This window comes from Pelomonas sp. CA6, assembly GCF_022549225.1.
GTDB lineage: Bacteria > Pseudomonadota > Gammaproteobacteria > Burkholderiales > Burkholderiaceae_C > Roseateles.
Window position 1 is genome coordinate 127,673 of record NZ_JAKZFD010000005.1, and the last position, 23,307, is coordinate 150,979.

General features: G+C 72.4%; 19 protein-coding genes. 15 read left to right on the forward strand and 4 right to left on the reverse strand.

Going from position 1 to position 23,307, the window contains the following annotated elements:
* From urtA to LZ017_RS10330, 3 genes are all read right to left on the reverse strand, one after another.
* Entirely contained in the window at nucleotides 1-1,281 is a 1,281-nt protein-coding gene (gene urtA, locus LZ017_RS10320; RefSeq protein WP_241396740.1) for an urea ABC transporter substrate-binding protein, read from the reverse strand.
* A gap of 111 nt (nucleotides 1,282-1,392) precedes the next feature.
* A complete protein-coding gene (locus tag LZ017_RS10325) occupies nucleotides 1,393-2,385 on the reverse strand; it encodes a response regulator (protein ID WP_241396932.1) in 993 nt (330 codons plus the stop codon).
* A 37-nt stretch (nucleotides 2,386-2,422) separates the two neighbouring features.
* Complete coding sequence (locus LZ017_RS10330) at nucleotides 2,423-5,929, reverse strand: ATP-binding protein (RefSeq protein ID WP_241396741.1); 3,507 nt, start codon at nucleotides 5,927-5,929, stop codon at nucleotides 2,423-2,425.
* 126 nt (nucleotides 5,930-6,055) lie between these two features.
* On the opposite strand from LZ017_RS10330, the gene LZ017_RS10335 reads away from it, so the two are divergent.
* The 5 genes from LZ017_RS10335 (at nucleotide 6,056) to LZ017_RS10355 (ending at nucleotide 9,540) form a co-directional block, all read left to right on the forward strand.
* Entirely contained in the window at nucleotides 6,056-6,358 is a 303-nt protein-coding gene (locus LZ017_RS10335; RefSeq protein WP_241396742.1) for an urease subunit gamma, read from the forward strand.
* A gap of 64 nt (nucleotides 6,359-6,422) precedes the next feature.
* Nucleotides 6,423-7,022, forward strand: a complete 600-nt coding sequence (locus tag LZ017_RS10340) for a HupE/UreJ family protein (protein WP_241396743.1) — start codon at nucleotides 6,423-6,425, stop codon at nucleotides 7,020-7,022.
* Complete coding sequence (locus LZ017_RS10345; protein ID WP_241396744.1) at nucleotides 7,019-7,324, forward strand: urease subunit beta; 306 nt, start codon at nucleotides 7,019-7,021, stop codon at nucleotides 7,322-7,324. Before LZ017_RS10340 ends, LZ017_RS10345 begins: the two co-directional genes overlap by 4 nt.
* Complete coding sequence (gene ureC, locus LZ017_RS10350) at nucleotides 7,321-9,039, forward strand: urease subunit alpha (RefSeq protein WP_241396745.1); 1,719 nt, start codon at nucleotides 7,321-7,323, stop codon at nucleotides 9,037-9,039. Before LZ017_RS10345 ends, ureC begins: the two co-directional genes overlap by 4 nt.
* A gap of 3 nt (nucleotides 9,040-9,042) precedes the next feature.
* Entirely contained in the window at nucleotides 9,043-9,540 is a 498-nt protein-coding gene (locus tag LZ017_RS10355) for a GNAT family N-acetyltransferase (RefSeq protein ID WP_241396746.1), read from the forward strand.
* 15 nt (nucleotides 9,541-9,555) lie between these two features.
* Here the strand turns inward: LZ017_RS10355 and LZ017_RS10360 are convergent, their stop codons facing one another.
* Nucleotides 9,556-10,185, reverse strand: coding sequence for a TetR/AcrR family transcriptional regulator (locus LZ017_RS10360; RefSeq protein WP_241396747.1), 630 nt, complete (start codon nucleotides 10,183-10,185; stop codon nucleotides 9,556-9,558).
* A 129-nt stretch (nucleotides 10,186-10,314) separates the two neighbouring features.
* On the opposite strand from LZ017_RS10360, the gene LZ017_RS10365 reads away from it, so the two are divergent.
* From LZ017_RS10365 to ureG, 10 genes are all read left to right on the forward strand, one after another.
* Nucleotides 10,315-12,057 (forward strand): alpha/beta hydrolase, encoded by a 1,743-nt coding sequence (locus LZ017_RS10365; protein ID WP_241396748.1) that lies wholly within the window; start codon nucleotides 10,315-10,317, stop codon nucleotides 12,055-12,057.
* Between the two features lie 3 nt (nucleotides 12,058-12,060).
* On the forward strand, nucleotides 12,061-13,482 hold the full coding sequence (locus LZ017_RS10370) for an efflux transporter outer membrane subunit (protein ID WP_241396749.1): 1,422 nt from the start codon (nucleotides 12,061-12,063) through the stop codon (nucleotides 13,480-13,482).
* Complete coding sequence (locus LZ017_RS10375) at nucleotides 13,479-14,552, forward strand: HlyD family secretion protein (RefSeq protein WP_374109907.1); 1,074 nt, start codon at nucleotides 13,479-13,481, stop codon at nucleotides 14,550-14,552. Before LZ017_RS10370 ends, LZ017_RS10375 begins: the two co-directional genes overlap by 4 nt.
* On the forward strand, nucleotides 14,549-17,302 hold the full coding sequence (gene rbbA / locus LZ017_RS10380; protein WP_241396750.1) for a ribosome-associated ATPase/putative transporter RbbA: 2,754 nt from the start codon (nucleotides 14,549-14,551) through the stop codon (nucleotides 17,300-17,302). The genes LZ017_RS10375 and rbbA overlap by 4 nt, the downstream gene beginning before the upstream one ends.
* Nucleotides 17,303-17,404: 102 nt before the next feature.
* Entirely contained in the window at nucleotides 17,405-18,529 is a 1,125-nt protein-coding gene (locus tag LZ017_RS10385) for an ABC transporter permease (RefSeq protein WP_241396751.1), read from the forward strand.
* A gap of 22 nt (nucleotides 18,530-18,551) precedes the next feature.
* Nucleotides 18,552-19,958 (forward strand): bifunctional enoyl-CoA hydratase/phosphate acetyltransferase, encoded by a 1,407-nt coding sequence (locus tag LZ017_RS10390; protein WP_241396752.1) that lies wholly within the window; start codon nucleotides 18,552-18,554, stop codon nucleotides 19,956-19,958.
* Nucleotides 19,955-21,169 carry an acetate/propionate family kinase gene (locus LZ017_RS10395; RefSeq protein ID WP_241396753.1) on the forward strand — a complete coding sequence of 405 codons (1,215 nt, stop codon included), beginning with the start codon at nucleotides 19,955-19,957 and terminating at the stop codon, nucleotides 21,167-21,169. Before LZ017_RS10390 ends, LZ017_RS10395 begins: the two co-directional genes overlap by 4 nt.
* Nucleotides 21,170-21,209: 40 nt before the next feature.
* A complete protein-coding gene (gene ureE / locus LZ017_RS10400; RefSeq protein ID WP_241396754.1) occupies nucleotides 21,210-21,944 on the forward strand; it encodes an urease accessory protein UreE in 735 nt (244 codons plus the stop codon).
* Complete coding sequence (locus tag LZ017_RS10405; RefSeq protein ID WP_241396755.1) at nucleotides 21,919-22,650, forward strand: urease accessory protein UreF; 732 nt, start codon at nucleotides 21,919-21,921, stop codon at nucleotides 22,648-22,650. The genes ureE and LZ017_RS10405 overlap by 26 nt, the downstream gene beginning before the upstream one ends.
* Nucleotides 22,647-23,297 carry an urease accessory protein UreG gene (gene ureG, locus LZ017_RS10410; RefSeq protein ID WP_241396756.1) on the forward strand — a complete coding sequence of 217 codons (651 nt, stop codon included), beginning with the start codon at nucleotides 22,647-22,649 and terminating at the stop codon, nucleotides 23,295-23,297. Before LZ017_RS10405 ends, ureG begins: the two co-directional genes overlap by 4 nt.
* The last annotated feature ends 10 nt before the right edge of the window (nucleotides 23,298-23,307 follow it).

Consider the following 23,307-nt stretch of genomic DNA (forward strand, 5'->3'; position numbering starts at 1 on the left):
TCACTTCTTCGCGGGCTCGTCCGGCTTGCCTTCGTTGCCCGCGATGTAGGGGCTCCAGGGCTTGGCCTTCACCGGGGCCGGGGTCTTCCAGACCACGTTGAACTGGCCGTCGGCCTTGATCTCGCCGATGAACACCGACTTGTGCAGGTGGTGGTTCTTCTCGTCCATCTTGGAGGTGATGCCCGAGGGCGCGGTGAAGGTCTGGCCGGACATCGCGGCGATGACCTTGTCCACGTCGGTGCTCTTGGCCTTCTCGACCGCCTGCTTCCACATGTTGATGCCGATGTAGGTGGCCTCCATCGGGTCGTTGGTCAGCGGCTTGTCCTTGTGGCCGGCGATGTTCTTGGCCTTGGCGTAGGCCGACCACTTCTTGATGAAGGCGTCGTTGGTGGGGTTCTTGATCGACATGAAATAGTTCCAGGCCGCCAGGTGGCCCACCAGCGGCTTGGTGTCCACGCCGCGCAGTTCTTCCTCGCCGACCGAGAAGGCGACCACCGGCACGTCTTTGGCCTTCAGGCCCGCGTTGCCCAGCTCCTTGTAGAAGGGCACGTTGGAGTCGCCGTTGATGGTGGAGACCACCGCGGTCTTGCCGCCGGCGGAGAACTTCTTGATGTCGGCGACGATGGTCTGGTAGTCGCTGTGGCCGAAGGGGGTGTACTTCTCGTCGATGTCGCTGTCCTTCACGCCCTTGCTCTTCAGGTAGGCGCGCAGGATCTTGTTCGTGGTGCGCGGGTAAACATAGTCGGTGCCCAGCAGCACCCAGCGCTTTGCGCCGCCGCCGTCCTTGCTCATGAGGTAGTCCACCGCGGGAATGGCCTGCTGGTTGGGCGCGGCGCCGGTGTAGAAGACGTTCTTGCTCAGTTCCTCGCCTTCATACTGCACCGGATAGAAGAGCAGGCCGTTGAGCTCCTCGACCACCGGCAGCACCGACTTGCGCGACACCGAGGTCCAGCAGCCGAAGATGACCGCGACCTTGTCCTGCGTGAGCAGCTGGCGGGTCTTCTCGGCGAACAGCGGCCAGTTGGAGGCCGGGTCCACGACCACCGGCTCCAGCTTCTTGCCCAGCACGCCGCCCTTGGCGTTGATCTCGTCAATCGCCATCAGCACCGTGTCCTTGAGCACGGTTTCCGAAATGGCCATGGTGCCGGACAGGCTGTGCAGCACGCCCACCTTGATGGTGTCCGCGGCGAGGGCGGGCAAGGCGCCGAGCCCGAGGCCGGCCAGCGCGCTCGCGGCGGCCAGGGTTTTCAGGGTGTGGCGGCGGGGGGAGAACAAAGACATGGCGCGACTCCTTGAGGACGGTAGGAAAGGGATGAGCCATGCTAGGCAGCCCCCCACGGCCGGGCCATACGGCGGATGGCGTACGCCGCGCCGGCCCGTGGCGCGCCGGCCTCAGCCGGCCCATCCCGGATGCAAATCCCGCACCCGCTGCAGCGCCATCGCGGCGGCGGCGGTGCGGGTCTCGACGCCCAGCTTGGCGTGGATGCGTTCCAGGTGCTTCTTCACCGTGGCCGGGCTGGCGCCGAGGATGTCGGCGATGTCGCGGTTGATCTTGCCCTGGATCACCCAGTACAGCACCTCGGCCTCGCGCGCGGTCAGGCCGAAGCTCAGCGAGAGCGAGGCGATCACCGCATGGTCGGAGTGCTGGCGCATCACGATCAGCCAGTCCTGCTCCTCGGGTTCGCCGTCGGCGCCGATGCGCTGGTGCAGCGCGAAGCTCAGCCGTTCGACGCCGTGGGCGGTCCGGCGTTCCACCCCCCAGCGCGGGGCTTCGGCAGCGCCCGCGGACAGCGCGCCGGTCTGCTGGCGCAGCCAGTCCAGCAGCGCGGGCGGCGCCATCGGGCCTTCGCTGCCGAAGTAGTCGCGCAGCAACTCGCGCGCCAGTGGCGTCTGCCACAGCAGCCGGCCGGTGCTGGCGCGCAGCGCGATGCTGGCGTAGCCGAAGGCGTCCAGGGCCTGGCGCGCCTGGCGCCGCTCTCGCGCGCTGCGCAGGTGCACCTGCATGCGCGCCAGCACCTCGCGCGGCGCGACGGGCTTGGTGACGTAGTCCACCCCGCCGGCTTCCAGTGCGGCGACCAGGTGCTCGGTCTCGGTCAGCCCGGTCATGAAGATGATAGGGATGTGCGCGGTGGCCGGGTCGGCCTTGAGCCGGCGCGCGACCTCGAAGCCGTCCAGCCCCGGCATGACGGCGTCCAGCAGCACGATGTCCGGGCGTGCCTGCACGGCGCGCGCCAGCGCGGCTTCGCCGCTGGTGGCGGCCAGCACGGTGTAGCCGGCCTCGTCCAGCGCGTCGTGCAGCAGCGCGAGGTTGTCCGGCACGTCATCGACGACCAGCACGCGCTCGCCGTGGGGGTCCAGGCGCTGCGCGCCCGCCGGCGGCGGCATGTCGGGTGGGGAGGGGAGGCTGTCGCGCATCGGCTCATCAGGGTGTTGAAGCGGGCGGCGGCTCCAGCACGCGCAGCATGGCGTCGAACTGGAACTGCCGGGCCATGGCGCGCAGCCGCTCGCACCAGGGCGCGTGCGCGGCATCCAGCCGCGCCAGCCGGTCCAGCTGCTGGTGCACGCCGCGCGCCCAGCCCAGCCGCAGCGCCTCGCGCAGCTCGGCCAGCAAGGCGGGGTCGGGCGCGGCGCCGCTGCTGGCGGTCGCGGTGGGGGACGGGATGGTTTCGGCCGTGTCGGCGGCGGGCTCGTGCCATTGCAGCGCCAGGCGCCGGCCCAGCCAGTCGAGCAGCGCGTCGTGGCGGACCGGCTTGAGCAGGAAGTCCTGTGCCGCGATGCCGACATCGTTGGCCTGCCCGCGCTCGAAGGCATTGGCCGAGACCACCGCCAGCGCCGGCAGTCGCTCGCCCGCGCCCTGCAGCGTCGCGCGCAGCCGGCGCAAGGTCTCCCAACCGTCGATGCCGGGCATGGCCAGGTCCATCAGCACCGCGTCCGGTCGCAGCCCGGCCTGGATCAGATCCAGCGCGTCCGGGCCCTGGGCGGCCTGGTGGACCTGGAAGCCCAGGGGCTCCAGCAACTCCAGCAGCAGCCCGCGGTCGGCGGCTTCGTTGTCCACGATCAGCAGGCTGCGGCGTGCGCCCGTGTAGCCGTGGCGCTGGCGCGCGGGCGTCGGCAGCGTGGCCGGCACCCGGTCCGCCGGCAGCGCCGGCAGGAAGAGCCGCACGCGGAAGCACGAGCCTTCGCCGGGCGTGCTGTGGGCCTCCAGCGCGCCGCCCATCAGCACGGTGAGCATCTGCGCGATGGTCAGGCCCAGGCCCGCGCCGGTGATGTCGCCCTGGCTCGGGCCGCCGCCGCGCGCGAAGGGCTCGAACACGCGCGCCAGCTCGCCGGGGGCCATGCCGGGGCCGGTGTCCTCGACCTCGATCCAGGCCATCTCGCGGGCATGGCGCGCGCGCAGCGTGACGCCGCCGTGCGACGTGAACTTCAGCGCGTTGCCCAGCAGGTTGATGAGGATCTGGCGCAGGCGCTTGTCGTCGGCCCGCACCCACGCGGGCAGCCGGCCCTGCGCTTCGAAGCGGAAATACAGGCCCTTGGCCGCGGCCTGGGGCTCGAACATCTGCGCCAGCTCGGCCAGCATGTCGGCGAAGCGCGTCGGCGCCGGCTCCAGGCTCAGCCGGCCGGCCTCGATGCGGGCGATGTCCAGCGTGCCGTCGATCAACTGCAGCAGGTGTTCGCCGCTGCGCTTGATCACCTGCACCGCCTGGCGGCGCGGCGCGGGCAGGTCGCGGTCCTGGGCCATCAGCTGTGCGTAGCCCAGGATGCTGTTCAGCGGCGTGCGCAGCTCGTGGCTGATGGCGCCGATGTAGCGGCTCTTGGCCTGGTTGGCGCTTTCGGCCGCGGCCTGCGCGCGCTCGGCCTGGGCGCGGGCGGCCTGCAGGGCCTGGTCGGTGCGGCGGTGGGAATCGACCTCGCGCAGCAGCGCCTGGGTCTGTCGGCGCGACTCCTCCTGCGCCACCTCGCGGCTGCGCTGGGCCAGCACCAGCCACCAGGCCACCGTGCCGGCCACCAGCAGCAGCGCGAAGAAGGCCTTGAGCAGCGCCAGATGCAGGCTTTCGCGCAGCGCGGCCTGCGCCGCCGCGTCGAGCAGCGGCAGCTGCTGCAGTTGCTGGTAATGGAGCAGCGCGAACACCGCCGCCAGCAGCGGCGTGATCACCGCCATCAGCAGCAGGTAGTGGGCGAGCCCTGCGTCCAGATAGGGCCCCATGCGCCGCGGCAGCAGGCGCCGCAGCAGCCGCGCCCACTGTGTGGCCAGCCGGGCCTGCGGCTTGCACTGGTCGGCGCAGCGCGCGTCCAGTGTGCAGCACAGCGAGCAGATCGGGCCCTGGTAGGCGGGGCAGCGTGCCATGTCCGGGCCTTCGTACTCGCGTTCGCAGACCACGCAGCGCAGGCTTTGCAGCCGTCCATAGGGGCCCGAAGCGTCCTCGGCGGGGCGCGCGAGGTAGTAGCGCCCGCCGGTGGCCCAGGCGATCAGCGGGCTGGCGAGCAGCGCGGTGGCCATCGCGATCAGTGCCGAGAAGGCCTGGGCCAGCGGCCCGAACAGCCCCAGGTGCGCCGCGATGGACAGCGCCGAGGCCAGCGCCATCGCGCCCACGCCGACCGGATTGATGTCGTACAGATGGGCGCGCTTGAACTCGATGCCCGGCGGCGACAGCCCCAGCGGCTTGTTGATCACCAGGTCGGCCACCACCGCCATGATCCAGGCGATCGCGAGGTTGGCGTACAGGCCCAGCACATGTTCCAGCGCCCGGAACACGTCCATCTCCATCAGCAGGAAGGCGATCAGGGTGTTGAACACCACCCACACGACGCGGCCGGGATGGCTGTGGGTCAGGCGCGAAAAGAAATTGCTCCAGGCCAGCGAGCCGGCATAGGCGTTGGTGACGTTGATCTTCAGCTGCGAGACGACGACGAACAAGGCTGTCACCGCGACCGCCCAGCCGTAGCGCGGGAACAGGGTCTCGTAGGCCGCCAGGTACATCTGGTTGGGGTCCACCGCGCGCTCGCTCGGCACCATGTGGCTCAGCGCCAGCCAGGCCAGCAGCGCGCCGCCCAGCATCTTCAACACCCCCACCACGACCCAGCCCGGTCCGCCCAGCAGCACCGCGCCCCACCAGCGCGCCCGCCCCAGGCGGCCCGGGCGGGCCGGGGGCATGAAGCGCAGGTAGTCGGCCTGCTCGCCCATCTGCGTGATCAGGGCCACGCCCACGGTCAGCGCGGCACCAAATCCGTGCAGTGTGAAGCCGGCGCTGCCCGTCTGTGACCCAGCTTGGTTCACGATGCCGGAAAACGCCTGCGGCTGGTGCATGCCCAGCCAGGCATAGGGCAGCACCAGCAGGGCCAGCCACAGCCCCTGCGTCCACAGCTGCAGCCGGCTGATCGCCGAGATGCCATGCGTCACCAGCGGGATCACCACCAGCGCGCAGATCAGATAGCCCCAGTGCGGCGGGATGTCCAGCGCCAGGTCCAGCGCATAGGCCATCACCGCGGCCTCGAGCGCGAAGAAGATGAAGGTGAAGCTGGCGTAGATCAGCGAGGTCAGCGTGGAGCCGATGTAGCCGAAGCCCGCGCCGCGGGTGAGCAGGTCCATGTCCACGCCGTGGCGCGCCGCGGTGACGCTGATCGGCAAGCCGGCCAGGAAGATGACCAGCCCGGTGGCCAGCGTGGCCCACAGCGCGTTGGTCCAGCCGTACTGCAGCAGCAGCGTCGCGCCCACCGCCTCCAGAACGAGGAAGGACGCGGCCCCGAAGGCCGTCTGCGCCACCCGCATCGTCGACCAGCGCCGAAAGCGCAGCGGGGTGTAGCGCAGCGCGTAGTCCTCCAATGTCTCGCTCGCCACCCAGGCGTTGTAGTCGCGCCGCAGCTTGATCACATGCTGCGGCGCCGAGACCGGGGCATCGGCGGAGGCGGGGAGGGCGTCGTGCGGCGTCACGCCCGCGGCGTGTGCAGGTTCCGTGCCTGCCGCTGCGGCACCGGGGCCTGCGTCTCGGGGGGCGGGGCCGTGCCGGCATGGTGCTTGCTAGATGAGACGGGACCCCGCCACCCGAGCGCCGCCGCCATGGAACTGACCCCGCGAGAAAAAGACAAGCTGCTGATCTTCACCGCCGCGCTGCTGGCCGAGCGGCGCAAGGCGCGCGGGCTGAAGCTGAACTACCCCGAGGCCGTGGCCTACCTCAGCGCCGCGGTGATGGAGGGCGCGCGCGACGGCCGCAGCGTCGCGCAGCTGATGGCCGAGGGGCGCGCGCTGCTGACCCGCGACGACGTGATGGACGGCGTCGCCGAGATGATCCCCGACATCCAGGTGGAAGCCACCTTTCCCGACGGCACCAAGCTGGTCACCGTCCATCAGCCGATTCCCTGAGGGCGGCGGGCCGCGAGGCCGGCCGCGAACACGCGATAGAGCGACGAAAGCGACGAGAGGTCCCATGACGCAAGCACGATGGAAACGCACGGCGGCCCTGGCCACCGTGGCCGCGCTGGCCGCGGTGCCCGGCCTGGCCCTGGCGCATGCCGATGCGACGGCGCATGCGCACGGCTGGACGCAAGGCTTTGCCCACCCCTTCACCGGGCTGGACCACCTGGCCGCGATGGCCGCCGTGGGCCTGTGGAGCGCGCTGACCCAGCGCGGCGCGCGCATGCTGGCGGCGCCGCTGGCCTTTGCCGCGCTGCTGCTGGCCGGCGCGCTGGCGGGCGCGGCGCTGGGGCCGGTGGCGGGCGTGGAGCCCCTGGTCAGCGTGTCGGTGCTGCTGCTGGGCCTGCTGGTCGCCAGCCGGCAGCGCCTGGCGGCCGGGGTGGCGGCGGCGATGGTGGGCGGGTTCGCGCTGGCCCACGGCCTGGCCCATGGCGCCGAGCTGGCGCCGGGCGCGGCGCTCGCGGGCATGGTCGCCGCCACCGCGCTGCTGCATGGCGCGGGGCTGGCGCTGGGCCTGTGGCTGCGCGCGCTGGCGCCGCGCTGGTCGCGCCTGACCGGTGGCGGTGTCGCGCTGCTGGGCCTGTCGCTGCTGACGCGGGCGGTGCTGGCATGACGCCCGGCGAACTGCGGGTCGACGAGGGCGAGCTGGTGCTCAACCCCGGGCGCCGGACGCTCAGCCTGGTTGTCGTCAACGGCGCGGACCGGCCCATCCAGGTCGGTTCGCACTACCACTTCGCCGAGACCAATGCGGCGCTGCGCTTCGATCGCGACGCGGCGCGCGGCATGCGGCTGAACATCGCCTCCGGCACGGCGGTGCGCTTCGAGCCGGGGCAGCAACGCACGGTGGAGCTGGTGGACATCGGCGGCGCGCGCGAGGTCTGGGGATTTCGCGGCCTCGTCCAGGGCAAGCTATGAGCAGGATCGGCAAGCGCGCCTATGCCGAGATGTTCGGCCCCACCGTGGGCGACCGGCTGCGGCTGGCGGACACCGCGCTGGTCATCGAGGTCGAGCAAGACCTGACCCTGCGCGCCGGCGGCTATGGCGAGGAAGTCAAGTTCGGCGGCGGCAAGACCATACGCGACGGCATGGCCCAGTCGCAGCGCACCCGCGCCGAAGGGGCGGTGGACACGGTGCTGACCAATGCGCTGATCCTGGACCATTGGGGCATCGTCAAGGCCGACATCGGCCTGATCGGCCACCGCATCGCCGCGATCGGCAAGGCCGGCAACCCCGACACCCAGCCCGGCGTGGACATCGTCATCGGTCCGGGCACCGAGGTCATCGCCTGCGAGGGCCTGATCGTCACCGCCGGCGCGGTGGATTCGCACATCCACTTCATCTGCCCGCAGCAGATCGAGGAGGCGCTGGCCAGCGGCGTCACCACCATGCTGGGTGGCGGCACCGGCCCGGCCACCGGCACCTTCGCCACCACCTGCACGCCCGGCCCCTGGCACATCGAGCGCATGCTGCAGGCGGCCGACGCCTTCCCGATGAACCTAGGCTTTCTCGGCAAGGGCAACGCCAGCCGGCCCGAGGCGCTGCACGAGCAGATCGCGGCCGGCGCGATCGGGCTCAAGCTGCACGAGGACTGGGGCACCACGCCGGCGGCGATCGACAACTGCCTGAACGTGGCCGAGGCCACCGACACGCAGGTCGCGATCCACACCGACACGCTGAACGAATCAGGCTTCGTCGAGGACACGGTGGCCGCCTTCAAGGGCCGCACCATCCACACCTTCCACACCGAGGGCGCGGGCGGCGGCCATGCGCCCGACATCCTGAAGGTGGTGGGCGAAGCCAACGTGCTGCCCAGCTCCACCAACCCGACCCGGCCCTACACGGTCAACACGCTGGACGAGCATGTGGACATGCTGATGGTGTGCCACCACCTGGATCCGGCCATCGCCGAGGACCTGGCCTTTGCCGAGAGCCGCATCCGCAAGGAGACCATCGCCGCCGAGGACATCCTGCACGACCTGGGCGCGATCAGCATGTTCAGCTCCGACTCGCAGGCCATGGGCCGCGTCGGCGAGGTGGTCCTGCGCTGCTGGCAGACCGCGCACAAGATGAAGCAGCAGCGCGGCCCGCTGCCCGGCGACGGCGAACGCCACGACAACGCGCGCGTCAAGCGCTACGTGGCCAAGCTGGCAATCAACCCGGCCATCGCGCATGGCATCAGCCACGAGGTGGGCAGCATCGAGGTCGGCAAATGGGCCGACCTGGTGATCTGGAAGCCGGCCTTCTTCGGCGTCAAGCCGGCGCTGGTGCTCAAGGGCGGGGTGATCGCGCTCGCCGCGATGGGTGATCCCAATGCCTCCATCCCGACGCCGCAGCCGGTGCACTACCGGCCCATGTTCGGCAGCTTCGGCGGCTCGCTGGCGCGCGCCAGCCTGAGCTTTGTCTCGCAGGCCGCGCTGGCCGCGGGCCGGCCGCAGCATTACGGGCTGCGCAAGACCGCGGTCGCGGTGAAGGGCATACGCGGGGTGCGCAAGCAGGACATGCTGCACAACGGCTACGCGCCGCGCATGGAGGTCGACCCGCAGACCTACGCGGTGCGCGCCGACGGCCTGCTGCTGCATTGCGAACCCGCCACCGAGCTGCCGATGGCGCAGCGCTACTTCCTCTTCTGAACCATGGACACGTCAGACCCGACCCCCGTGCTGAGCATCCGCCTGGACGATCTCAGCGACCCGCGCATCGCCGCCTTCCTGGAGGAGCACCTGGCCGACATGCGCCGGACCTCGCCGCCGGAGAGCGTGCACGCGCTGGACCTGGACCGGCTGCGCCGGCCGGAGATCCGCTTCTGGACCGTCTGGCACCATGGCGACGACGGCGTGGCGCTGGTGGGCACCGGCGCGATCAAGCAGCTGGACGCGACGCATGCCGAGCTCAAGTCCATGCGCACCGGCGCCGCCAGCCGCGGCCAGGGCATCGCGCGGCGCCTGCTGGCGCACATCGTCGAGCAGGCGCGCCAGCTGGGCTACCAACGCCTGAGCCTGGAGACCGGCACGCACGCCTTCTTCGAGCCGGCCCAGGCGCTCTACCGGCGCCATGGCTTCGTCGACTGCGCGCCCTTTGGCGACTACCGCGAAGACCCGAACAGCCGCTTCATGACGCTGGCGCTGGCCTGAGCCCGCCGGGCCCGCTCAGGCGCCCAGCAGGCGCAGCAGCAGCGCGCGGTGCGCGGCACGCGCGCGTTCCAGCGGACGCGGCCGCAGGTCCGGCAGCAGCAGTTCCATCAGCAGCGCCTGCAGCGCCGGCGACAGCGCCATCCACGGCTCCTGCGCCAGCAGCGGGTCGCGCCGCCCGCTCGCGGCCAGGGTCTGTTGCATCAGCCGGCCCAGCGCGTCGACATAGGGCTGGACCACCCGCTGATGCCATTGCGCCACCAGATGCGGCACGCGCTCGCTCTCGGCGACCAGCAGGCGCAGCGCGGCCTGGGTCTGGGGGTCCTGCAAGCGGTCGTAGAGCTGCTCGATCAGCCAGTCGGCCAGCTGCGTGGGGCTCAGCGGCAGCGGTTCGCGCGGCGGCGTCAGCGCCGGGGCGGCCAGCGCGCGCTGCAGCAAGGCTTCGAGCACCTCGTCCTTGCTCGCGAAATGCGCATACAGCCCGCCCTTGGAGAGCTCGCAGCGCTGCGCGAGGTCGTCCATGCGCGCGGCGGCGAAGCCGCGCTCGGCGAACAGCGCCAGCGCGGCGTCGAGGATCTGCGGGATGCGGACATCGGGCGACAGGCGCAGCCGCGCGCCGCGCCGAGCGACCTGCGCAGGGCTTGTCATGACCATGTCTCCTCGTTGTTGTAGACCGCAGTAGATACCGACCCGCTGGTCGTTTGCATGATCTACGTCAAACGGAACCGGCACGGGCCTTTCTACATTGAAGCCAAACCACCGATGGAGGGCAGGCTGATGGACAGCGCAAACGAGGCCGTGCTGGGCGAGGAACTGGACGCGGCCTTCCACGCGGCGCTGGCGCGCTGGACGCGCTCGCTGTCGCTGGTGTCGCCGGGGCTGGCGGCGGCCGACTGGGCGCTGCACCTGGCCTTGTCGCCGGGCCGCCGTCTGGCGCTGGCCGAGCTGGCGCAGCAGCAGTGGATGGACCTCGCCCGCTATGCGCAGGGCAGCGCGATGGCGGCCTGCTCGCTGGGCGGGCCGGCGCAGCCGCCCGCGCCGCCGGTCGCCGACCGCCGCTTCGCCGCCGCCGAGTGGCAGCAGTGGCCCTTCAACGTGATCCACCAGGGTTTTTTGCTCCACCAGCATTGGTGGGAGGCCGCGACGCGCGGCGTCTGGGGCGTGGAGCGCCACCACGGCGATCTGGTCGGCTTCTGGGCCCGGCAGGCGCTGGACATGATGTCTCCGGGCAACTGGGGCCTGGCCAATCCGCAGGTGCTGCGGCGCACGCAGGACGAAGGCGGCGCCAACCTGCTGCGCGGCGCGCAGTTCCTCGCCGACGACCTGCAGCGCCTGGCGACCCAGGCGCCGGCCGCCGGCACCGAGGCCTTCCGCGTCGGCGAGCAGCTGGCGCGCACGCCCGGCCGCGTGGTGCTGCGCAACGAGCTGATGGAGCTGATCCAGTACGAGCCAGCCACGCCCAAGGTGCAGGCCGAGCCGGTGCTGATCGTGCCGGCCTGGATCATGAAGTACTACATCCTGGACCTGGAGCCCGGCGCCTCGCTGGTGGAATACCTGGTCCAGCGCGGGCACACGGTGTTCTGCATCTCCTGGCGCAATCCGGGCGAGGCGCAGCGCGAGCTGGGCATGGACGACTACCTGCGCCTGGGCATCGCCGCGGCGCTGGAGGCGGTCGGTTCCATCGCGCCGCGGCGGCGCGTGCATGGCGTGGGCTATTGCCTGGGCGGCACCCTGCTGAGCATGGCCGCGGCGGCGATGGCGCGCGACGGCGACGAGCGCTTCGCGACGCTGACGCTGTTCGCCGCGCAGACCGATTTCAGCGAGCCCGGCGAGCTGGGCCTGTTCATCGACGAAAGCCAGCTCAGCCTGCTGGAGGCGCAGATGCGCCAGCAGGGCTATCTGCGCGCCGACCAGATGGCCGGGGCCTTCCAGATGCTGCGCTCCTACGACCTGCTGTGGTCGCGCCTGGTGCAGGCCTATCTGATGGGCGAGCGGCCGGCGCTGAACGCGCTGATGGCCTGGAACGCCGACGCCACGCGCATGCCCGCGCGCATGCATGCCGAGTACCTGCGCCACCTGTTCCTGCACAACGATCTGGCCGAGGGGCGCTACCGCATCGGCGGCCGCGCGGTCGCGCTCAGCGACATCCGCCAGCCGGTGTTCATGGTGGGCACCGAAACAGACCATGTCGCGCCGTGGCGCTCGGTGTACAAGCTGCACCATCTGAGCCCGGCCGAGATCAGCTTCGTGCTGACCAGCGGCGGGCACAACGCCGGCATCGTCAATCCGCCGGGCCAGGGGCACCGCCATTTCCGCCTGGCGACCGCACGGCCGGGCGAACCCTACCGGGAGCCGCAGGACTGGCTGGCGCAGACCGCCGAGCAGCCGGGCTCGTGGTGGCCGGCCTGGGCCGACTGGCTGGCCGCGCACAGCAGCGGCGCGGTCGCGCCGCCGCGCCTGGGCTCGCGCGCCTTCCCGGCGCAAGACCCGGCCCCGGGCCGCTATGTGCTGGAGCGCTGAACGATGAGCAAGACCTTGTCCTCCCAGGCCTGCACCGCCGCGCTCGCGCTGCTGGCGCTGGCCGGCTGCGCGCCGCTGGCGGGGCCGCCGCCACGGCCCGATGCCGGGCTGCCGGCGCGCTACGAGGCCCAGCCGGCCGACGCCGACCCTGCGGCGGCGCCGGCCTGGCGCGAGTACTTCCGCGACGCGGCGCTGCAGGCCCTGATCGAGGACGCGCTGGCCCACAACCGCGACCGCCGCCAGGCGCTGGCGCGGCTGGACGAGGCCAGGGCGCTGGCCGGGCTGCAGGCGGCGCAGCGCTGGCCGCAGATCGGCGCGCAGCTGGACGCGCAGCGCGCTCGCGTGCCGGCCGATCTCAATTTGGCGCGCCGGCCGCTGCTGGGCGACCAGTTCCAGTTCGGCCTGGGGCTGGCGAGCTGGGAGCTGGACCTGTGGGGCCGGCTGGCGAGCCTGGACGAGGCGGCGCGCGAGGCCGCGCTGTCCAGCGAGGCCGGCAGCCGCGCGCTGACGCTGGCGCTGATCACCCAGGTGGCCCAGGGCTGGTATGCGCTGGGCGAGCTGGACGAGCGGCTGCGCCTGGCCTGCCGCACGCTGGACAGCCGCAACGAGAGCCTGCGCATCTTCACGCGCCGCGTCGAGGTGGGCGCCACCTCGCGGCTGGCGCTGACCCAGGTGCAGGTGCTGCAGACCCAGGCGCAGGCGCTGGTGGCCCAGCTGGAGCAGGCGCGCGACGCGCAGCGCCATGCGCTGGCGCTGCTGGTGGGGCGGCCGCCGGGCGACCTTGCGCCCGCGCTGGAGGCGTTGCCGCCGCTGAAGGCGGGGCTGCCGTCGGCGCTGCTGAACCAGCGGCCGGACCTGATCGCCGCCGAGCACCAGCTGCGCGCGGCGCAGGCCAATGTGGCCGCGGCGCGTGCCGCCTATTTCCCGCGCCTGAGCCTGACCGCCGCCTTCGGCAGCGCCAGCGCCGAGCTGTCCGGGCTGTTCGACGGCGGCAGCCAGGCCTGGAGCCTTGCGCCCTCGGTCGCGCTGCCGCTGCTGGACGGCGGCCGGCGTTCGCAGAACCTGGCCGTGCAGCAGGCGCGCCAGGCGCAGGCGCTGGCCGGCTATGAGCGCGCGGTGCAGCAGGCCTTCCGCGAGGTCAGCGACGCGCTGTCGGCGCGCCAGTGGCTGGCCGAGCAGCAGCGCATCGCCGCGCGCAGCCTGGACGCGCAGGCCGAGCGCGCGCGCCTGGCGCAGCGCCGCTACGAGCAGGGCGCCGCCGCCTTCCTGGAGGTGCTGGACGCGCAGCGCGACCTGATGGCCGCCGAACAACTGCTGGTGCAGGCGCGGCGCGCGCTGCTGGCCAGCCAGGTCAGCCTCTATGCCGCGCTGGGCGGCGCCGCGGCGACCGAACCGCTTTCCGAGACCGAGGCCCGTACACGATGAAGCTCTCTGCGAAGACGATGATCCTGCCGGTGGCCGCGGCCGCCGGCGCGCTGGCCCTGGCCGTCTGGGCCTGGCCCCGGCTGCAGGGCGGCGGCCCCGGCGAGGCCTTTGTGCGCGGCAACGGCCGCATCGAGGCCACCGAGGTCGACGTCGCGACCAAGCTGCCCGGCCGCCTGCAGGAGGTGCTGGTGGGCGAGGGCGACTTCGTGCGCGCCGGACAGCCGCTGGCGCGCATGCAGGTGCAGTCGCTGGAGGCCCAGCATGCCGAGGCCCAGGCGCGGCTGCGCCAGGCCGAGAGCACGGTGGCCAGCGCCGACGCGCAGGTCAGCGTGCGCGAGAGCGACCGCAAGGCCTTGCTGGCCGTGGTGGCGCAGCGCGAGGCCGAGCTGGACGCCGCGCGCCGCCGCCTGGCGCGCTCGCAGGCCCTGGCCGGCGAGGGCGCGTCGTCCGAACAGGAGCTGGACGACGACCGCGCCCGCGTGCGCAGCGTGGAAGCGGCGCTGGCCGCGGCCCAGGCCCAGGTGGCCGCGGCCGGCGCGGCGGTGGAAGCCGCGCGCACCCAGGCCGCGGGCATGCGCGCCACGGTCGCCGCCGGCGCGGCCACCGTGGACCGCGTGAAGGCCGACCTGGACGACGCGGTGCTGGTGGCGCCGCGCGCCGGCCGGGTGCAATACCGCATCGCCGAGGCCGGCGAGGTGCTGGGCGCGGGCGGCAAGGTGCTCAACCTGGTTGACCTCAGCGACGTCTACATGACCTTCTTCGTGCCCGAGCCGGTCGCCGGCCGGCTGGCGCTGGGCAGCGAGGTGCGCCTGGTGCTGGACGCGGCGCCGCGCTTCGTGATCCCGGCCCGCGTGTCCTTCGTCTCCAGCACGGCGCAGTTCACGCCCAAGACGGTGGAGACCGCCAGCGAGCGGCAGAAGCTGATGTTCCGCGTGCGCGCGCAGATCGACCGCGAGCTGCTGCAGAAGCACCTGGCCCAGGTCAAGACCGGCCTGCCCGGTGTCGCCTGGGTGCGCCTGGATGCCGCGCAGCCCTGGCCGGCGGAACTGGCCGCCAAGGTCCAGCCGTGAGTTCGACGCCCGCCGACGGCGTGCTGGCGCGGGTGCAGGCGGTCAGCCTGCACTATGGCGCGACGCGCGCGCTGCAGGACATCACGCTGGAGCTGCCGGCCGGCCGCATGCTGGGCCTGATCGGACCCGACGGCGTGGGCAAGTCCAGCCTGCTCGCGCTGCTGGCCGGCGCGCGCGTGGTGCAGCAGGGCCGCGTGGAGGTGCTGGGCGGCGACGTCGCGCAGCGCGCCCATCGCGAACAGGTGGGGCCGCGCATCGCCTACATGCCGCAGGGCCTGGGCCGCAACCTCTACCCCACGCTGTCGGTGGAGGAGAACCTGCAGTTCTTCGGCCGCCTGTTCGGCCATGACGCGGCGGAGCGCCGCCGGCGCATCGACGCGCTGTGCGCCAGCACCGGGCTGCTGCCCTTCCTGGCGCGGCCGGCCGGCAAGCTGTCCGGCGGCATGAAGCAGAAGCTGGGGCTGTGCTGCGCGCTGATCCACGACCCGGACCTGCTCATCCTCGACGAACCCACCACCGGCGTGGACCCGCTGTCGCGCGCCCAGTTCTGGCAGCTGATCGCGCGCATCCGCGGCGAGCGTCCGGGCATGAGCGTCATCGTCGCCACCGCCTACATGGAGGAGGCGCAGGGCTTCGACTGGCTGGTCGCGATGGACGCCGGCCGCGTGCTGGCCACTGGCTCGCCGCAGGCGCTGCGCGGCACGGCCGCGAGCCTGGAAGAAGCCTTCATCGCGCTGCTGCCCGAGGCGCGCCGCGCCGGCCACCAGGCCGTCGTCGTGCCGCCGCTGGCGGCCGGCGGCGCGGACGAGCCGGTGGCGATCGAAGCGCGCGGGCTGTCCATGCGCTTCGGCGATTTCACCGCGGTGGACCGCGTGAGCTTTCGCATCCGCCGCGGCGAGATCTTCGGCTTCCTCGGCTCCAACGGCTGCGGCAAGTCGACCACGATGAAGATGCTGACCGGGCTGCTGCCGGCCAGCGAGGGCGAGGCCTCGCTGTTCGGCCACCCGGTCGATCCGCGCGACATGCAGACGCGCCGCCGCGTGGGCTACATGACCCAGGCCTTCTCGCTCTATGGCGAGCTCAGCGTGGAGCAGAACCTGGTGCTGCACGCGCGGCTGTTCGAGGTGCCCGAGGCGGAACTGACGGCGCGCGTGGACGAGATGACGCGCCGCTTCGGGCTGGACGAGGTGCGCCACAGCCTGCCCGAGGCGCTGCCGCTGGGCATGCGCCAGCGCCTGTCCCTGGCGGTGGCCATGGTGCACAAGCCCGAGCTGCTGATCCTGGACGAGCCGACCTCGGGCGTGGACCCGGTGGCGCGCGACATGTTCTGGTCGCTGATGGTGGAGCTGGCGCGGCGCGACGGCGTGACCATCTTCATCTCCACCCACTTCATGAACGAGGCACAGCGCTGCGACCGCATCTCGCTGATGCATGCCGGGCGCGTGCTGGTCAGCGACACGCCGCAGGCCATCGTGCAGCGGCGCGGCGCGGCCACGCTGGAGCAGGCCTTCATCGACTACTTGCGCGAGGCCGCCGGCGAGGCCGAGCCAGCGGCGCCCGCGGCGGTGACGCCGCCGCCCGAGGCCGCGGCGCCCGCCGCGCCGGCCCGCCGGCCGCGCCGCCGTCTGTTCAGCCTGGGGCGCGCGCTGAGCTATAGCCTGCGCGAGACGCTGGAGCTGCGCCGCGACCCGGTGCGCGCGACGCTGGCGCTGCTGGGCACGGCGCTGCTGATGTTCATCATCGGCTACGGCATCAGCCTGGACGTGGAGAACCTGCGCGTGGCGGTGCTGGATCAGGACCAGTCCCAGCTGAGCCAGAACTACGCGCAGCGCCTGGTCGGCTCGCGCTACTTCATCGAGCAGCCGGCGCTGGCCGACCATGGCGAGTTGGACCGGCGCATGCGCGCCGGCGAGCTGGCGGTGGCGATCGAGATCCCGCATGGCTTCGCGCGCGACGTGGCGCGCGGGCATGCGGTGCAGATCGGCGTCTGGGTGGACGGCGCCATGCCCACACGCGGCGAGACCTCGCGCGGCTATGTGATGGCCATGCACCAGCAATGGCTGGCCGAGATGGCGCGCGAGCGCCTGGGCCTGAACCTGGCCGCGCCCAGCCGCGTGGAGCTGCGCTATCGCTACAACCCGGACGTGAAGAGCCTGCCCGCCATGGTGCCGGCGGTGATCCCCATGCTGCTGATGATGATTCCGGCCATGCTCACCGCGCTGTCGGTGGTGCGCGAGAAGGAGCTGGGTTCCATCCTCAACCTCTATGTGACGCCGGTGACGCGCACCGAGTTCCTGCTCGGCAAGCAGCTGCCTTATCTGGTGCTGGCGATGCTGAACTTCTTCCTGCTGGTGCTGCTGGCGGTCACGGTGTTCGGCGTGCCGCTGAAGGGCAGCCTGGCCGCGCTGACACTGGCGGCGCTGCTCTACGTCACCGCGGCCACCGGGCTGGGCTTGCTCGCGTCCACCTTCACGCGCAGCCAGATCGCCGCGCTGTTCGTCACCATGATCGGCACGCTGATCCCCTGCGTGCAGTTCGCCGGGCTGATCGACCCGGTGTCCTCGCTGGAGGGCGTGGGCGCGGCGATCGGGCGCGTCTACCCGGCGGCGCATTTCCTCACCATCAGCCGCGGCGTGTTCAGCAAGGCGCTGGGCCTGGCCGAGCTGCAGTCCAGCCTGCTGCCGCTGGCGGCCGCGGTGCCGGTGATCCTGGGCCTGGCCGTGGCGCTGTTGCGCAAGCAGGAGCGCTGAGATGAAGCGCATGGTCCAGCGCCGATGCCGGCCGGCCCGCCCAGCGCACGGCGCCGGCCTCCCGCGCCGCGGGCGGCGCACCCTTGCAAGGGGTCACTGAAGATGCTGCGTCCCTCCCATGTCTTCCGCCTGGGCGTCAAGGAGCTGTGGAGCCTGTGGCGCGACCCGATGATGCTGGTGCTGATCGTCTACACCTTCAGCGTCTCCATCTATGTCGCGGCGACGGCGATGCCGGAGAGCCTGCGCCATGCCGCGATCGCCATCGTCGACGAGGACGCGTCGCCGCTGTCCGCGCGCATCGCCGCGAGCTTTTACGAACCGCACTTCCGCACGCCGCGGCTGGTCAGCGCCGCCGAGGTGGACGGGCTGATGGACCGCGGCGAGCAGACCTTCGTGCTGGTGATCCCGCCGGGCTTCCAGCGCGAGGTGCTGGCCGGCCGCGCGCCGGCGCTGCAGCTCAACATCGACGCCACGCGCATGAGCCAGGCCTTCACCGGCGGCGGCTACATCCAGCAGATGCTGGCGGCCGAGATCGGCGGCTTTCTGCAGCGCCATGGCGGTGCCGCGCCGCCGCCGGTGGACATGGCGCTGCGCATGCGCTTCAACCCCAATCTGGAGCACGCCTGGTTTGGTTCGCTGATGGAGATCATCAACAACGTCACCATGCTGTCCATCATCCTGACCGGCGCCGCGCTGATCCGCGAACGCGAGCACGGCACGGTGGAGCATCTGCTGGTGATGCCGGTGACGCCGTCGGAGATCATGCTGGCCAAGGTCTGGTCCATGGGCCTGGTGGTGCTGGTGGCGGCGCTGGGTGCGCTGCTGCTGGTGGTGCAGGGCGCGCTGCATGTGCCGGTGCAGGGCTCGCTGGCGCTGTTCGCGCTGGCCACCGCGCTGCATCTGTTCGCCACCACCTCCATGGGCATCTTCCTGGCCACGCTGGCGCGCACCATGCCGCAGTTCGGCATGCTGCTGGTGCTGGTGCTGCTGCCGCTGCAGCTGCTGTCCGGCGGCGTGACGCCGCGCGAGAGCATGCCGCTGGCGGTGCAATGGATCATGCAGGCGGCGCCGACCACGCATTTCGTCGCCGCCGGGCAGGCCATCCTGTACCGCGGCGCCGGGCTGGCGGTGGTGTGGCCGCAGCTGCTCGCCGTGCTGGCGATCGGCAGTGTGCTGTTCGGCGCGGCGCTGTCGCGTTTCCGCAAGACCATCGCGCAGATGGCCTGAGCACGAACGACAAGGGGGTGAGATGAACGAGAGTCTGGACCTGCTGCACAACCGCAGCTTCGACGAGATCGCGGTGGGCGACCGCGCGAGCATGACGCGCATCGTCACCGCGGCCGACCTGCAGCTGTTCGCCATCCTCTCCGGCGACATCAATCCGCAGCACCTGGACGAGGGCTTCGCCGCGACGACGCGCTTTCACGGCGTGATCGCGCACGGCATGCTGGGCGGCGCGCTGATCTCCGCGGTGCTGGGCACGCGGCTGCCGGGGCCGGGCACCATCTACCTGGGGCAGACGCTGCGCTTCCTGGCGCCGGTGCGCATCGGCGACCGGCTGGAGGTCAGCGTCGCCGTCATCGCGCGCCAGGAGGCCAAGCGGCGCGTGACGCTGGACTGCCGCTGCGTCAACCAGGACGGCGTCACCGTGGTCGACGGGCAGGCCGAGGTGATCGCGCCGCAGGAGCGCATCGAGTGGCGCGCCAGCGCGTTGCCCGAGCTGCGGCTCAGCGAAGGCGGTGGCGGCCTGGCGCGGCTGCTGGCGGCGGCGCGGCCGCTGGGGCCGCTGCGCATGGCGGTGGTCCATCCCTGCGACGCGGCCAGCCTCGGCGCCGCGCTGGAGGCGCGCGACGCCGGGCTGATCGAGCCGGTGCTGGTCGCGCCGCGCGCGCGGCTGGAAGCGGTGGCGCAGCAGGAGGGCTGGTCGCTGCAGGGCGTGGCGATCGAGGACGCGGCGCACAGCCACGACAGCGCCGCGCGCGCCGCCGCGCTGGCGGCCGCCGGCGAGGTGGGCGCGCTGATGAAGGGCAGCCTGCACACCGACGAGCTGATGGCGGCCGTGCTGTCCGACGCCGGCGGGCTGCGCACCAAGCGCCGCGCCAGCCATTGCTTCCTGATGCAGTCGCCGGCCTATCCGCGCCCCTTCATCATCACCGACGCGGCGCTCAACATCGCGCCCACGCTGGAGCACAAGGCCGACATCGTGCGCAACGCCGTGGAGCTGGCGCAGGCCATCGGCGTGGCGCAGCCGCGTGTGGCCATCCTCGCCGCGGTGGAGACGGTGAACCCGCACATGCCCGCGACGCTGGACGCCGCCGCGCTGTGCAAGATGGCCGACCGCGGCCAGATCGCCGGCGCGGTGGTCGATGGGCCGCTGGCCTTCGACAACGCCATCTCCATCGCCGCCGCGCGCATCAAAGGCATACGGTCGGAGGTGGCGGGGCAGGCCGACATCCTGGTCGTGCCCGACCTGGAGAGCGGCAACATGCTGGCCAAGCAGCTGGAATACCTGGGTGGCGCGGCCAGCGCCGGCCTGGTGATGGGCGCGCGCGTGCCGGTGGTGCTGACCAGCCGCGCCGATTCGCGCGAGTCGCGCATCGCCTCCTGCGCGCTGGCGCTGCTGCTGGCCCAGCATTACCGGAGCACGCCGCCGTGAGCGCCGCCACCCGGGTCGCGGTGCTGAACTGCGGGTCGTCCAGCATCAAGTTCGCGCTGTTCGACGCCGACGGCGGCGTGGCCGGCCTGGCGCGCCGTCCGCGCTGGGGCGGGCGCGTCGAGGGCATCGGCGGGCCGGCGCCGCGCCTGCTGCTCAGCGACGCCGAGCCGCGCGCGCTGGCGCTGGACCCCGCCGCGCCCTATCACGCGGCGCTGGAAACGCTGCGCGACGCGATGCGCGAGCGCCTGGGCGCCGACCGCCTGCTGGCGGTGGCGCACCGCGTGGTGCACGGCGGCGCCCACCATGCCGCGCCGCTGCGGCTGGACGCCGCGCTGCTGGCCGAGCTGCGCGCGCTGATCCCGCTGGCGCCGCTGCACCAGCCCTTCGCGCTGGAAGCCATCGAGGTGCTGCTGCGCGAGCGCCCCACGCTGCCACAGATTGCCTGCTTCGACACCGCCTTCCACCACACGCTGCCGCTGGAGGAGCAGCTGCTGCCGCTGCCCTGGTCGGCCTACGAGCGCGGGCTGCGCCGCTACGGCTTCCACGGCCTGTCCTACGAATACCAGGCCACCGTGCTGCCGGAACGCCATGGCGACCGCGCGCGCGGTCGCGTGCTGGTGGCGCACCTGGGCAGCGGCGCCAGCCTGTGCGCGATGCGCGGGCTGCGCAGCGTGGCCACCACCATGGGCTTCTCGGCGCTGGACGGCCTGATGATGGGCACGCGCTGCGGCGCGCTGGACCCCGGCGCGCTGCTCTATCTGATGGAGCAGGAGGGGCTGAGCCCGCACGACGTGGGCCAGATGCTCTACCACGAGGCCGGGCTGCTGGGCGTGTCGGGCACGTCCGCCGAGCCGCGCGTGCTGCTGCCGCGCGAGGCCGGGGACGCGCGCGCCGCCGCGGCGCTGGCGCTGTACGTGCGCCGCATCGTGCGCGAGGCCGGCGCGCTGGTCGCGGTGCTGGGCGGGTTGGACCTGCTGGTGTTCACCGCCGGCATCGGCGAGCACCAGCCCGAGATCCGCAGCCGCGTCTGCGCCGGGCTGGCCTTCCTCGGGCTGCGGCTGGACGAGGCCGCCAATGCGCGCCACGAGCCCTTGATCTCCGCGCCCGGCAGCGCGGTGCGCGTCGCGGTGGAGCCGGCCAACGAGGAGTGGGTGGCCGCCCGCCACGCGCTGGCGCTGCTGCAGCCCCACGCCGGGCCGGCCGAGGGCTGAAGCGGTACAGTGCGGGACGAACGAACGGAGTGCTCCCGCGATGATCCAAGTGACCAAATGCCTGCCCCGCGGCCGGGGCCTGGCCCCCGTGCTGCTCAAGCGCGCCGCCACCGTGGTGCTGGACTGGGACACGCGGCAGAAGAGCCGTTTCCAGGCCCGCGACAGCGAGGGCCGCGAGCTGGGCGTCTTCCTCCCGCGCGGCAGCGTGGTGCGCGGCGGCGACGTGCTGGTGGCCGAGGACGGCTCGCTGATCCGCGTGCAGGCGGCGGCCCAGCCGCTGCTGCGCATCACCGCCTGCGGCGAGCATGGTTCGCCCTTCGACCTGACCCGCGCCGCCTACCACCTGGGCAACCGCCATGTCGCCATCGAGCTGCAGCCCGACCACCTGAAGATCGAACCCGACCATGTGCTGGCCGACATGCTGCGCGCAATGCACCTCACGGTGCAGGCGGTGGAGGAGGGCTTCGAGCCCGAGGGCGGCGCCTATGCGGCGCAGGGGCATGACCACGGGCACGGGCACGGGCATGCGCATGCGCATGGCGAGGGCCACGTTCACGGCCCCGGCTGCAGCCATGGCCACGACCATGGCCATGCCCACGCCCCGGCCGCCGTGTCCGTGCCGCTGGAGCGCATTCCGGTGAAGGCCGCGCCCCATGTCCACGGTCCGGGTTGCAAGCACGGGCACGAGCATGGCCACGACCATGGGCATCACGCTCATGGCCACGGCGATGAACACAGCCCCGCCAAACATGGACACGGCGGCCACGGCCACTGATCCGCCGCCGCGCTGGGACGCGGTGCCGCCGGCGCTGCGCCTGGCCTGGCTGGCGTCGCCGGCGCTGCCGATCGGCGCGTTCTCCTATTCCGAGGGGCTGGAGTCGGCCGTCGAGCATGGCCTGGTGCGCGACGAGGCCGGTGCGACGCACTGGCTGGCGCAGCAGCTGGCGCTGATGGCGCGCGGCGATCTGGCCGCGATCGCGCAGGGCCTGGCGGCCTGGCGCGCCGACGACACCGCCGCGCTGGCGGCGCTGCACGACTGGCTGCGCTGCAGCCGCGACGGCGCCGAGTCGCGCCTGCAGAGCGAGCAGACCGGGCAGTCGCTGGCGGTCTGGCTGCGTGGCTGGGCGGCGCAGGACGCGCCGCTGGCCGGGCGCCTGGCGCTGCTGCGGACCCTGGGCGCGCCGCCCCCGTTCGCGCTCGTGATGGCGCTGGCGCTGGCCAGCATTCCGCTGCCCGACGAGGCGCTGCTGTCCGGCTGCGCCTTTGGCTGGGCCGAGAACCAGGTCCAGGCGGCGCTCAAGGCCGTGCCGCTGGGCCAGAGCGCCGGCCAGCGCGTGCTGGGCCATCTGGCCGCCCGCATCCCCGCCGCGGTGGCCACGGCCCTCGCGACCCCGCCCGCGCAGCGCCAGCTGTTCGCTCCCATGCTGTCCATCCTGGCCGCGCGTCACGAAACCCAGTATTCACGCCTGTTCCGATCATGAGCCAAGCTCTGCACCACATCCCCGGCCGCACCAAGACCCTGCCTCCGCTGCGCGTGGGCATCGGCGGACCGGTGGGGTCCGGCAAGACCACGCTGCTGGAAATGCTGTGCAAAGCCATGCGCGAGCGCTGGGACCTGGTCGCGATCACCAACGACATCTACACCAAGGAAGACCAGCGTTTGCTCACCGTCAGCGGCGCGCTGCCGCCGGAGCGCATCCTGGGCGTGGAGACCGGCGGCTGCCCGCACACCGCGATCCGCGAGGACGCCTCGATCAACCTCGAGGCCATCGACCGCATGCTGGCCCGCTTTCCCGAGGCCGACGTGGTCTTCATCGAATCCGGCGGCGACAACCTCGCCGCCACCTTCAGCCCCGAGCTCAGCGACCTGACCCTCTACGTGATCGACGTTGCGGCCGGCGAGAAGATCCCGCGCAAGGGCGGCCCCGGCATCACCAAGAGCGACCTCTTCGTGATCAACAAGACCGACCTCGCGCCCCATGTGGGCGCCGACCTCGCGGTGATGGAAGCCGACACGCGGCGCATGCGCTCGTCGCGGCCCTTCGTGATGACCAACCTGAAGACCCTGGCGGGGCTGGATCAGGTGGTGGCCTTCATCGAGCAGAAGGGCATGCTGGGGAAGGGCTGAGTCCGAGCGT